The following is a 12,258-nucleotide window of genomic DNA, read 5'->3' as shown; positions in this document are numbered from 1 at the left end:
TTAGAGCATGACCCGACGGAAGTCGGCCAGCAGTTGGGCGAGGTACACGTTGAAGCGGGTCGCCAGGGCGCCGTCGATCACGCGGTGGTCGGCGGTCAGGGACATCGGCAGGGTCAGGCGCGGCACGAACTGCTTGCCGTCCCACACCGGCTTCATCACCGACTTGTTGACACCCAGGATGGCCACTTCCGGCGCATTGACGATCGGCGCGAAGTAGGTGCCGCCGATGCCGCCGAGACTGGAGATGGTGAAGCAGGCGCCGGACATGTCGGCCGGCTTGAGCTTGCCGTCACGGGCCAGCTTGGCCAGCGAACCGGTTTCGGCGGCGATGTCGAACACGCTCTTCTTGTCGGCGTCCTTCACCACCGGCACGACCAGGCCGTTGGGGGTGTCGGCCGCGAAGGCGATGTTGAAGTACTTCTTGTAGACCAGGTTGTCGCCGTCGAGACTGGTGTTGAACTCGGGGAATTCCTGCAGCGCGCGCACCGAGGCCTTGATGATGAAGGCGAGCATGGTCAGCTTCTTGCCGGACTTCTCGTACTCCTTGTTCATCAGGACGCGGAAGGCTTCCAGGTCGGTGATGTCGGCGTCTTCGTGATAGGTCACGGCCGGGATCATCGCCCAGTTGCGGGCGAGGTTCTGGCCGGAGATCTTCTTGATGCGCGACAGCGGCTTGACCTCGACCTCGCCGAACTTGGCGAAATCGACCTTCGGCCACGGCAGCAGGTCGAGCCCGCCACCCAGGCTGCCGACGGCAGCGGCGGCGACGGCCTTGCCCGGGACGACGCCGGTGCTCATGGCGCCCTTCACGAAGGAGGTGACGTCGGCCTGCAGGATGCGGTTCTTCGGGCCGGTGGCCTTGACCTGGGCCAGATCGACACCCAGTTCGCGGGCGAAGGCACGGACGGACGGGCTGGCGTGCACTTTGCCGCCGAGCTTGACGGCGGACGGGGCGGCTGCAGCAGCGGCTGCGGCAGCAGCGACCGGGGCGGCCAGCGCCGGGGCGCCATCGACCAGCAGGGCGGCGGCCGGCGTGGCGGCCGCGGCGACGGCGGCAGGGGACGGAGCCGCAGCCGGAGCGGCTGCGCCGGCACCGGTTTCGACCTTGATCAGCACGGCGCCTTCGGAGACCCGGCTGCCGAGCTGGACCAGCACTTCCTTCACCACGCCGGTGGCGGAGGAGGGCACGTCCATCGTGGCCTTGTCGGATTCCAGCGTGGCGATGGCGTCTTCAGCCTTGATGCTGTCGCCGACCTTTACGAACAGCTCGATGACGGGCACGTCGGAGAAGTCGCCGATGTCCGGCACCTTCACCTCGACCACGCCACCACCGGCGGCCGGCGCGGCAGCCGGGGCTGCGGCGGGCGCCGCTGCAGGAGCGGGCGCCGGAGCCGGGGCGGCAGCAGCAGGAGCGGCCACCGCAGCGGCAGCGCCGACAGCTTCGATCTTGATCAGCACGGCGCCTTCGGAGACGCGGTCGCCGAGGCTGACCAGCACTTCCTTGACGATGCCGGCGGCGGAGGACGGGACGTCCATCGTGGCCTTGTCGGACTCCAGCGTGGCGATGGCGTCGTCCACCTTGATGGTGTCACCGACCTTGACGAACAGTTCGATCACCGGCACGTCGGAGAAATCGCCGATGTCGGGGACTTTGACTTCGATGAGTTGGCTCATGTTTGTACTCCTCGGCGATCAGACGGACAGGGGGTTCGGCTTGGACGGGTCAAGGTTGTACTTGACCAGTGCGGCGGCAACCTTGTCGCGGTCGATCTTGCCTTCGTCGGCCAGGCCCTTGAGGGCGGCCAGGGTGACCCAGTGGCGGTCCACTTCGAAGAAGTGGCGCAGCTTCTCGCGGGTGTCGGAGCGGCCGAAACCGTCGGTGCCCAGCGTGATGTAGGGGTTCTTGACGAAGGGACGGATCTGCTCGGCGAACAGCTTGATGTAGTCGGTGGCGGCGATGACCGGGCCGACGGCGCCTTCGAGCTTCTGCTCGACGTGGGACTTGCGCGGCGCCTCGAGCGGGTGCAGCAGGTTCCAGCGGCTGGCGTCCTGGCCGTCGCGGGCCAGTTCGTTGAAGCTCGGGCAGCCCCAGATGTCGGCCTCGACGCCCCAGTCGTTCTTGAGCAGGTCGGCAGCGGCGATGACTTCGTTGAAGATCGTGCCGGAGCCCAGCAGCTGGACGCGCAGCGCGCCTTCGCCACCTTTACGGAAGGCGTACATCCCCTTGATGATGTCGGCTTCGGCACCCACCGGCATTTCCGGGTGCTCGTAGTTCTCGTTCATCACGGTGATGTAGTAGTAGACATCTTCCTGCTCGGCGAACATGCGGCGCAGGCCGTCCTGCACGACCACGGCGACTTCGTACTGGAAGGTCGGGTCGTAGCTGATGCAGTTGGGGATCATGTTGGCGAGGAGCTGGCTGTGGCCGTCCTCGTGCTGCAGGCCTTCGCCGTTCAGCGTGGTGCGGCCGGCGGTACCGCCGATCAGGAAGCCGCGGGTGCGTTGGTCGGCAGCCGCCCAGCACAGGTCCATGGTGCGCTGCAGGCCGAACATCGAATAGAAGATGTAGAACGGGATCGTCTGCACGCCATGCACGCTGTAGGCGGTGCCGGCGGCGATCCAGTCGGCCATCGAGCCGGCTTCGTTGATGCCTTCCTGCAGAACCTGGCCGGTGACGCTTTCCTTGTAGAACATGAGCTGGTCATGGTCTTCCGGAACGTAGTTCTGGCCTTGCTGGTTCCAGATGCCGTACTGGCGGAACATGCCTTCCATGCCGAAGGTGCGGGACTCGTCGGGCACGATCGGGACGATGTTCTTGCCGATCTGCTTGTCCTTCAGCAGGGTGTTCATGATGCGCACGATGGCCATCGTGGTGGACAGCTCGCGGCCTTCGCCGGAGGCCTTCAGCAGCGCACCGAAGGTGTCGAGGGCCGGCACCGGCAGAGCGTCGGCCTTGCGGCGGCGGCTGGGCAGGAAGCCGCCCAGTTCCATGCGGCGATCGCGCATGTACTTGTATTCGGCGGAGTCTTCCGGGAACTTCAGGTAGGGCAGCTCGGCGAGCTGGTCGTCGGGCACCGGCAGGCCAAAGCGGTCGCGGAAGCGCTTGATCGACTCGATGTCGAGCTTCTTCTGCTGGTGGGAGATGTTCATCGCCTCACCGGACTGGCCCATGCCGAAGCCCTTGATGGTCTTGGCGAGTATCAGGGTCGGCTGGCCCTTGTGCTCGGAGGCGGCCTTGTAGGCGGAGAAGATCTTGAACAGATCGTGGCCGCCGCGGTTCAGTTGCCAGATGTCGTCGTCGGTCCAGTCGGCGACGAGTTCCTTCAGCTCGGGCGTGTTGAAGAAGTGCTCGCGGACGTAGGTGCCGTTCTTGGCCTTGAAGGTCTGATATTCGCCATCCACGCATTCCATCATGCGCTTCTTGAGGATGCCCTTCGTGTCGCGCTGCAGCAGGGCGTCCCAGTGGGTGCCCCAGATCAGCTTGATGACGTTCCAGCCGGCGCCGCGGAATTCGGCTTCCAGTTCCTGGATGATCTTGCCGTTGCCGCGCACCGGGCCGTCCAGGCGCTGCAGGTTGCAGTTGATCACGAAGATCAGGTTGTCCAGCTTCTCGCGGGCAGCCATGCCGATGGCACCAAGGGACTCGACCTCGTCGGTTTCGCCGTCACCCAGGAAAGCCCACACCTTGCGCTGCTCGGCCTTGGCGGCGTCGATCAGGCCGCGGCTGGCGAGGTACTTCATGAAGCGCGCGGAGTAGATCGCACACAGGGGGCCGAGGCCCATGGAGACGGTGGGGAACTGCCAGAAGTCCGGCATCAGCCAGGGGTGCGGGTAGGACGAGATGCCCTTGCCGTCGGTTTCCTGGCGGAAGTTGTCCATCTGCTCGTCGGACAGGCGGCCGAGCATGTAGGCGCGGGAGTAGACGCCCGGCACCGAGTGGCCCTGGAAGAAGATCAGGTCGCCACCGCTTTCGTGGTCGACGCTCTTCCAGAAGTGGGAGAAACCGACGTCATAGAGGGCGGCGGCCGAAGCGAACGAGGCGATGTGGCCGCCCACGTTGGTGTGCTTGTTGGCGCGCACGACCATGGCCATGGCATTCCAGCGGATGTAGGAATGGAGCTTGATCTCCATGTCCGGATCGCCCGGGTACTTGGGCTGCTGGTCGGCCGGAATGGTGTTGATGTACTGGGTGTTGGCGGAGTAGGGGATGTCGATCCCTTCCTCACGTCCGGCTTCGATCAGCTTCTCGATCAGGAAGTGAGCCCGCTCGGAGCCCTCCTGAGCGACGACTGCTTCGAGCGCGTCCAGCCATTCCTTGGTTTCCTGGGCATCGATGTCAGCCAGGATGTTTTGCGTATTCGCGGCCATGGTCTTGTCTCCTCATGACTTGCGGGTTGTGGATAGCTGCCGCGGGTGGCGGCAGCGGGGCTTCACTGCAAACCTGCGCGGACCGGATCGCGGTCCTGATTTTTCGCAATATAAAACGAACTATCGCAATGTGCAATAAGGGCGAACTTCTACTCTGAGTAAATTTTTGTTTTTTTGACCGGTGGCGGACTGCGGTGGACGGACTGCGGGCGCGACTGCGCCCGCGCGGAACGACGGTGGGGTGGATTGGCGAGGAGCGGGAACGCGGACATCGGAGGGTGTGTCCGCAAGGCTTAGCGCCGGCCGGGCCCGAAGGCCTCGGCCGGCGAAGCTTCGTTCGACGGATTGAGGAAAAAAAACGGCCGGGGGCGAGGGAGGGAGGGAGAAAACCCCCGGCCGCTTGCGGAAATGGGTGTTCCGCGTGGCGGGATCATTTGTGAAACGCGTCCCGCTTCCGGTCTTCGTCGTAGGCGAAGACCACTTGTCTGTTGCGTACTTCCCCCATGACCGGGATGCGCGTCGAGTCGATGGACTCATGGTCGGTCTTGGAGAAGGGGCGATCATATACCATGACGATGCCCTCTACATGTTCCTGCAGCGATTCCAGCGCCTCCCGCAGGCGGTGGCCTTCGGTGCTGCGCGCCTGGCGGATGGCGGCGGCGAGGAGCAGCATGGAGTCATAACCCTGGGCTGCGGCCGGCGGCACCGGGATGCGTTCCACGCCGAAGGCCTTGCGGTAACGTTCGATGAAGCGCTTGCGCCGTGGCGTCTCGCCTTCCTGGATGAAGGTCTGCGGCATGCGGGTGCCTTCCGCGTTGGGGCCGGCGTTGTCGATGAAGTTCGACATGGCCAGCGCCCAGCTGCCGACCAGCGGCACCTTCCAGCCGATCCGCACCAGGCCGTTGGCAAGGTGCGCGAGCTCCGGGCCCAGGCCGTAGGTGAGGATGCCTTCGGCGCCGGCGGCGCGGGCACGGGTCAGCTGCGGCGTCATGTCCACGTCGCGGATGTTGAAGCGCTCGATGGCGACCGGCTTGATGCCGTGGCGTTCGAGGGCCCGTTCCAGGTCCTCGCGGCCGAGCTGGCCATAATTGGTGCTGTCGTGGAAGATCGCCAGCCGGCGCAGGTGGCGCCGCTCGACCGCTTCCTCGACGATCATCGCGGCCTGGATGGAGTCCGGCGCCGACACGCGGAAGATGTAGTTGTCCGGGTACTGGGGCGGCAGGAACTGCTTGGTGATGATCGAGCCGGTGGCCACCGAGGTGATCATCGGGATGTGGGCCTGCTGGTAGAAGCGCTGGCTGGCCAGCGCAACGCCGGTATTGACGATGCCGAGGCCCGCGATCACGCGCTCCCGGTTGATCAGCTCCTGGACGACCTGGGCGCCGCGTTCGGGGAGCGCTTCGTCGTCCCGTTCGATCAGCTGTATCGGCCGGCCGAGGATGCCGCCGCCTTCGTTGATCTCCTGCGCGGCCAGACGGATGCCGTCGCGCATCGCGACGCCCATCGGATTCGAGCCACCGGTGAAGGGGCCGGACACGCCGACCTTGATCGGCTCGACGGCGCTGGCGCACAGCGCGGTCAGGCTGAAGGCGGCGATGCCGGCCAGGCGCACGATTCGAAGCAAGGGTGTCTCCGCCTGTCGTTGTAGGTGTTGTTGCAAGTCGCTGCGGATGAACGCTGCAAGCTATTCCGTCGCCTTGGGGGCGGGTATTGGTGAAAACCCGTAGCATCCGGCCTGTTGTGCCTGGAGGGGCAAGGGCTGCCCGGTTAGGGTAAGCCCGGATGCCCGGCCCTGGCGGACCCTAGCAGGATGAAAGGCAAATGCCGAACAAGTCTCGATCTTCCGCGCTGCCCCGTGCCGACTGGTACTGGACGGCACCTTACATTGCCGTGCTGGTGTTCGCGCTGGCCATGCTGGTCATCGTGTGGACGCTGCAGCACCAGGAGCGCGAGACCCAGCGCAACGCGCTGGCGCGCGACGTGCAGTGGGCCGAACAGACGATGCGCCTGCACATGCAGGGCACCGAGGAGTTCCTGTCCCAGCTGGCCCGCGAGCTGGCGGCGGGTACGCTGGATGCCGATGCCTTCCAGGTGCGGGCCAACCAGCACATCGCCAACAATCCAGAACTGGTTAACGTGGTGTGGGTCGCCGGCGAGCAGCGCGTTAAATGGACCGCACCCTTCGACACCACCGACTGGCTGGTCGGCGATGCGCTATCGGGCACCCAGGCGGCAGTGCTGGCGCGGGCCTGGGAGGTGGGACGGCCGGTGTACGGCGAGGCCTACGTGAATGGGCGCAACATGGCCGTGCTGGAAGTCTATGTGCCGGTGCAGCAGGGGCGCACTCCGCTGGGGGCGATCATCGCGGTGTACTCCATCGAGCGCATGGTCACGCACCTGGTGCCGAGCTGGTTCGGCGAGAAGTACCGCCTCGCTTTCACCGGTCCTGAAGGCGAAGTGCTGGGCATGAACTCGGCGGTCCATCCCCTCGACGAGAGCCTGGCCTTCTCGGTGGAGCTCGATCCGCCGGGCAACGGCCTGTCCCTGCAAGCGACGGCCTATCATGTGGCCAGCGATCTGCCGAAGGGTTTTCCGATCATTGTCATCGTCGGGCTGTCGGTGTTCGTGCTGTGGAGCCTGTGGCTGCTGCGCGCCCACATGCGCCGCCGCGTGCGGGTCGAGAAGGAGCGGGACCGCCTCTTCAATCTGTCCCTCGACATGCTGGCGATCCTCAGCCTCGACGGGGAGTTCCGGCGCAGCAATCCGGCCTTCGAGCGGATCCTCGGTCATCGCCCGGACGACCTGCCCGGGCGCTCCTTCCTCGACTTCATCCACGCCGAAGACGTGGCCGAGACCATCGAGCACCTGCGCAGCCTCGCCTCGGGCACGCCGGGCGCCTTCGAGAATCGCTGCCGCTGCGCTGACGGCAGCTACAAGTGGCTGGCCTGGAGCGTCAATTCGGTGCCCGAGGAAAAGCTGATGTACGCCGTCGCCCACGACATCACCGGGCGTAAGGCGGCCGAGGAGGCGCTGCGTGCCGAGTACGCCTTCCGCCAGGCGATGGAGGAATCCCTGGTCACCGGTCTGCGCGCCATCGACCTGAACGGCGAGATCATCTATGTGAACCCGGCCTTCTGCCGCATGACCGGCTGGTCGCGGGAGGAACTGGTCGGCTCGCGGGCGCCTTTCCCCTACTGGCCGAAGGACAGCTACGATCCGTTGCAGCGCAATCTGGAACTGACCCTCGCCGGCAACGCGCCGAACACCGGTTTCGAGATGCGCATCCGGCGCAAGAACGGACAGCGCCTGGATACGCGCTTCTACCTGTCGCCGCTGATCGACGGGGAAGGGCGGCAGACCGGCTGGATGGCCTCGATCACCGACATCACCGAGCCGAAACGGGTGCGCGCCGAACTGGAGGCGGCCCACGAGCGCTTCGTGGCCGTGCTCGACGGCCTCGATGCGGCGGTGTATGTGGCCGACGCCGCCAACGACGAAATCCTCTTCGCCAACCGGGCCTTCAAGAGCATCTACGGTTTCGACGCGGTCGGCCAGCGGGTTGGGCGCTACGGCCTGCCGACGCCGCCCGATACCCAGTGGTACGACGTCGATCCGCGCCGCCTGACGCTGGATCACGTGCCCCGGGAGCTCTACGATGGCGAGCTGCGCAATGCGCTGTCGGGCCGCTGGTACCACATCCGCGAGCGGGCCATCCGCTGGGTGGACGCCCGCGTGGTGCGCATGGCGATCGCTACCGACGTCACCGACCGCAAGCGTGTGGATGAGGAGAACCGTGCGCAGCAGGAGCGCTTGCAGCGCACCTCGCGCCTGATCACTATGGGCGAGATGGCGTCCACGCTGGCCCACGAACTCAACCAGCCGCTGGCGGCCATCGCCAATTACTCGATGGGTTGCGTCAATCGGCTGCAATCCGGCGAATACCGGCGCGAGGACATCCTCACCGCGATGCAGAAGGCCAGCGCCCAGGCAGAGCGGGCCGGCAAGATCATCCGCCGCGTGCGCGAGTTCGTGCGCAAGAGCGAGCCGCGCCGCGCGCCGGTGTCCCTGGCGGGCATCGTGGATGACGCGATCGGCTTTCTCGAGGTGGATGCCCGCCGCCATGGTGCGCAGGTCTTGAACCAGCTGCCGCACGACCTGCCGCCGGTGTTCGTCGACGCGGTAATGGTCGAGCAGGTGGTGCTCAACCTGGTCAAGAACGGCATCGAAGCGATGCGCGATACGCCGGCCGAGGAGCGCGTGCTGATCGTGTCGGCCCACTGTGTTGAGCACGACCAGGTGGAAGTGGAGATCACCGACCACGGCCCCGGGCTTTCCGACGAGGCGCGGGAGCGGCTGTTCACGCCCTTCTACACCACCAAGTCGGAAGGCATGGGCATGGGGCTCAACATCTGCCGTTCCATCGTCGAATTCCATGAAGGGCGTCTATGGGTAGACGCCAACCCCGCGGGAGGATGTATCTTCCGCTTCACTTTGCCTCTGGAGACCATCCGTGAAACCGCCAGCCTCGACGCCTGAACAGATCATCTACTTGGTGGATGACGACGAAGCCCTGCGCGATTCCCTGGTCTGGCTACTTGAATCGCAGGGGTTCAAGGTCGAGGCCTTCGCGTCTGCCGAGGACTTTCTGCGTGCCTGGCGGCCGGAGTTCAACGGCTGCTTGCTGCTCGATGTGCGCATGCCCGGCATGAGCGGGCTGGAGCTGCACGAGCGCCTGCGCGCCCAGTACTGCACGCTGCCGATCATCTTCATCACCGGCCATGGCGACGTGCCGATGGCGGTGGCCGCCCTCAAGAAAGGTGCGGTGGATTTCATCGAGAAGCCGTTCAACGATGCCGAGCTGCTGCGCCTCGTCACCCAGTGCCTGGCCAAGGAGCAGGAAAGCCGCGCCCGCCGCCGCCAGGATGCGGAGGTGGCGCGCCGCCTCGACCAACTCACCCAGCGGGAGCGCGAGGTCCTCGAGCTGATCATCGCTGGCAAGCTCAATAAACAGATCGCCGACGTGCTGGGGATCAGCATCAAGACCGTCGAAGTCCATCGCGCCCGCGTGATGGAAAAGATGGCCGCCCAGTCCCTGGCGGAGCTGGTGCAGAACGTGATGGCCATCGAGGTGAACCGGGCCTGAGTGTTGCCGGGGGCAGGGCGTCCGGCTTCTGTGGGAGCGGGGTCATCCGCCCTTGGTTCGCCGACCGGAGTCCATGGGTGAATGAAATCCTCCCTGTCGGGTGGTTCCGGGTTTGTGTGGCCCTCGTGATGCTTTACGCGGCCATTCAAAAGCCAAATTCGTCCCAGGTGCAAGCCGTGGTAAACTCACGGGTTTTTCCTGAGGGGCAGCGGCATGACGGCTCGCATTATCGATGGCAACGCGCTTTCCGCGAAACTGCGCGGAGAACTCGCCGCGAAGGCGGCTGAACTGACCGCCCAGGGCACCCAGCCCTGTCTCGCGGTGATCCTGGTGGGCGGCGATCCGGCCTCCGCCGTTTACGTCCGCAACAAGGTGGCCGGCTGCGAGAAGGCCGGCATCAAGTCCCTCAAGTTCGAATACCCGCAGGATGCTGCACCGGCCGACGTGCTCGGCAAGATCGCCGAGCTCAACGCCGATCCGTCAGTGCATGGCATCCTGGTGCAGCTGCCGCTGCCGAAGCACTTCGATGAGAAAGCGGTGCTTGAGGCCATTTCCGTCGAGAAGGACGTGGACGGTTTCCACGCCGAGAACGTCGGCCGCCTGTCCCAGGGCCAGGAAGCCTTCGTGCCGTGCACGCCGAACGGCGTGATGGAAATGCTGAAGAGCATCGACATGCCGCTGCGCGGCGCCGAGGCCGTGGTCATCGGCCGCTCCAATATCGTCGGCAAGCCGATGGCGATGCTCCTCACCGCCGCCGGCGCCACCGTCACCGTGTGCCACTCGGGCACCCGCGATCTGAACTTCCACACCCGCCGCGCCGACATCCTGGTGGCGGCCATCGGCAAGCCGAAGTTCGTCACCGGCGACATGGTCAAGCCCGGCGCGGTCGTCATCGACGTGGGCATCAACCGCCTGCCGGATGGCAAGCTGTGCGGCGACGTGGATTTCGAATCCGCCAAGGACGTGGCCGGTGCGATCACCCCGGTGCCCGGCGGTGTCGGCCCCATGACCATCACCATGCTGCTCGCCAACACCGTCGAGTCGGCAACCCGCGCAGCCCGGAAGGCCTGAACAATGAGCGAGCAACAACCCGTCATCGGCATCGTCATGGGTTCCAATTCCGATTGGCCCACCATGCAGGCCGCCGCCAAGGTGCTGAAGAATTTCGGCGTGCCCTTCGAGGCCCGCGTGGTCTCCGCCCACCGCACCCCCGACCTGATGTTCGAATACGCGGAACAAGCGCGTGCGCGGGGCCTGCGGGCGATCATCGCCGGTGCCGGCGGTGCGGCCCACCTGCCGGGCATGATCGCCGCCAAGACGACGGTGCCCGTGCTGGGCGTGCCGGTGCAATCGAAGGCACTGTCGGGCAAGGATTCGCTGCTGTCCATCGTGCAGATGCCGAAGGGCATTCCGGTCGCCACCTTCGCCATTGGCGAGGCGGGCGCCGCCAACGCGGGCCTGTTCGCGGTGGCGCTGCTGGCCGGTACCGATGCGGCGCTGGCCGACAAGCTCGAAGCCTTCCGCACCGAGCAGACCGCCAGCGTACTGGCAATGACCCTCGACCCGGTCTGATTTCGCAGGATTGAAACGATGATTCTTCCGCCCGCCACCCTCGGCATGCTCGGCGGCGGCCAGCTCGGCCGCTTCTTCGTCGCTGCGGCCCACGAGATGGGCTACAAGGTGTGGGTCCTCGACCCGGATCCCCACAGCCCGGCCGGCTTGATCGCCGACCGCCACCTGCAGGCTGGTTACGACGATTTCACGGCCCTCGACCAGCTCGCCGAAGCCTGCGCCGCGGTGACCACCGAGTTCGAGAACGTGCCGGCGGCGACCCTCGACTACCTGGCCAAGTTCGTGCCGGTGCGCCCTGGCGCGGCGGCGGTGGCGGTGTGCCAGAACCGCATCGCGGAAAAATCCTTCCTGCGCGACAACGGACTGCCCCACGGGCCGTTCGCGGTGATCCAGGCGGAAGCCGACATCGCCGCGGCGAATGCCGGCCTCTACCCGGCAATCCTCAAAGTGGCGCGTTTCGGCTACGACGGCAAGGGCCAGGCCCGCGTCGCCAATGCCGCCGAGGCGCTGGCCGCCTTCCGCCAGTTCAAGGGCGAGCCCTGCGTGCTGGAACGCATGCTGAGCCTCGATTACGAAGTGTCGGTGGTGCTGGCCCGCGACGAGCACGGCACGGTCAAATGCTTCCCGACCGTCGAGAATCAGCACAGCCGCGGCATCCTCGACGTGTCCATCGCGCCGGCGCGGACTTCCGCGTGCCAGCGGGATTCGGCCCAGGAGTACGCCGAGCGCATCGCCGAGCGGCTGGGCTTCATCGGCACGCTGGCGGTGGAGTTCTTCGTGTCCCGTGGCGAGCTGTATGTAAACGAAATGGCGCCGCGCCCTCACAACAGCGGCCACCACACCATCGACGCCTGCGTGACCAGCCAGTACGAGCAGCAGGTTCGCGCCCTGTGCGGCCTGCCCCTCGGCGAGGCGCGCCAGCACAGCGCATCGGTGATGGTGAACCTGCTCGGCGAGCTGTGGTACGAAGGCGGTTCGCCGCAGGGCCGCTACCGGGAGCCGGACTGGGCCCTGCTGCACGCCGTGCCCAGCCTGCGCCTGCATCTGTACGCAAAGCACCACGCCCGCCACGGCCGCAAGATGGGCCACTTCACGGTGATCGGCGACGATCCCGCCGAGGTGCTGGCCAAGGCCATGGCAGCCCGCGCGGCCATCGGCATCCGGGACGAGTAATC

8 protein-coding genes are annotated in these 12,258 nt (G+C 66.0%); 5 read left to right on the top strand and 3 right to left on the bottom strand.

The annotated features are described in order from the left end of the window. The 3 genes from aceF to AC1PQG_RS17260 all read right to left on the bottom strand — a co-directional run bounded on the left by aceF (position 1) and on the right by AC1PQG_RS17260 (position 5,992). A complete protein-coding gene (gene aceF / locus AC1PQG_RS17270) occupies positions 1–1,674 on the bottom strand; it encodes a dihydrolipoyllysine-residue acetyltransferase (protein WP_481119049.1) in 1,674 nt (557 codons plus the stop codon). A gap of 18 nt (positions 1,675–1,692) precedes the next feature. Next, positions 1,693–4,368, bottom strand: a complete 2,676-nt coding sequence (gene aceE, locus AC1PQG_RS17265) for a pyruvate dehydrogenase (acetyl-transferring), homodimeric type (RefSeq protein ID WP_481119048.1) — start codon at positions 4,366–4,368, stop codon at positions 1,693–1,695. A gap of 430 nt (positions 4,369–4,798) precedes the next feature. Continuing rightward, positions 4,799–5,992: an ABC transporter substrate-binding protein gene (locus tag AC1PQG_RS17260; RefSeq protein WP_481119047.1), complete on the bottom strand. Its 1,194-nt coding sequence runs from the start codon at positions 5,990–5,992 to the stop codon at positions 4,799–4,801. Positions 5,993–6,189: 197 nt separating this feature from the next. Here AC1PQG_RS17260 and AC1PQG_RS17255 point away from each other — a divergent pair, with 197 nt between their 5' ends. The 5 genes from AC1PQG_RS17255 (at position 6,190) to AC1PQG_RS17235 (ending at position 12,256) form a co-directional block, all read left to right on the top strand. After that, positions 6,190–8,904, top strand: a complete 2,715-nt coding sequence (locus tag AC1PQG_RS17255) for a PAS domain-containing sensor histidine kinase (RefSeq protein WP_481119046.1) — start codon at positions 6,190–6,192, stop codon at positions 8,902–8,904. Beyond that, positions 8,879–9,511, top strand: coding sequence for a response regulator transcription factor (locus AC1PQG_RS17250; protein WP_481119045.1), 633 nt, complete (start codon positions 8,879–8,881; stop codon positions 9,509–9,511). Before AC1PQG_RS17255 ends, AC1PQG_RS17250 begins: the two co-directional genes overlap by 26 nt. 213 nt (positions 9,512–9,724) lie before the next feature. Continuing rightward, positions 9,725–10,582 (top strand): bifunctional methylenetetrahydrofolate dehydrogenase/methenyltetrahydrofolate cyclohydrolase FolD, encoded by an 858-nt coding sequence (gene folD / locus AC1PQG_RS17245; protein ID WP_481119044.1) that lies wholly within the window; start codon positions 9,725–9,727, stop codon positions 10,580–10,582. Between the two features lie 3 nt (positions 10,583–10,585). Further along, the gene (gene purE, locus AC1PQG_RS17240) at positions 10,586–11,083 is read left to right on the top strand and encodes a 5-(carboxyamino)imidazole ribonucleotide mutase (protein ID WP_481119043.1); all 498 of its coding nucleotides are present in this window, start codon (positions 10,586–10,588) and stop codon (positions 11,081–11,083) included. An 18-nt stretch (positions 11,084–11,101) separates the two neighbouring features. Beyond that, positions 11,102–12,256, top strand: a complete 1,155-nt coding sequence (locus AC1PQG_RS17235; protein ID WP_481119042.1) for a 5-(carboxyamino)imidazole ribonucleotide synthase — start codon at positions 11,102–11,104, stop codon at positions 12,254–12,256. Positions 12,257–12,258: the final 2 nt, after the last annotated feature.

The sequence above is a fragment of the Zoogloea sp. GDB6 genome (assembly GCF_056724105.1).
This window is presented reverse-complemented; position numbering and strand designations above follow the sequence as displayed.

Bases quoted from the DNA above. Each gene is read 5' to 3' on its own strand.
- aceF (WP_481119049.1), bottom strand. From the start codon at position 1,674: ATGAGCCAACTCATCGAAGTCAAAGTCCCCGACATCGGCGATTTCTCC.
- aceE (WP_481119048.1), bottom strand. From the start codon at position 4,368: ATGGCCGCGAATACGCAAAACATCCTGGCTGACATCGATGCCCAGGAA.
- AC1PQG_RS17255 (WP_481119046.1), top strand. From the start codon at position 6,190: ATGCCGAACAAGTCTCGATCTTCCGCGCTGCCCCGTGCCGACTGGTAC.
- folD (WP_481119044.1), top strand. From the start codon at position 9,725: ATGACGGCTCGCATTATCGATGGCAACGCGCTTTCCGCGAAACTGCGC.
- purE (WP_481119043.1), top strand. From the start codon at position 10,586: ATGAGCGAGCAACAACCCGTCATCGGCATCGTCATGGGTTCCAATTCC.
- AC1PQG_RS17235 (WP_481119042.1), top strand. From the start codon at position 11,102: ATGATTCTTCCGCCCGCCACCCTCGGCATGCTCGGCGGCGGCCAGCTC.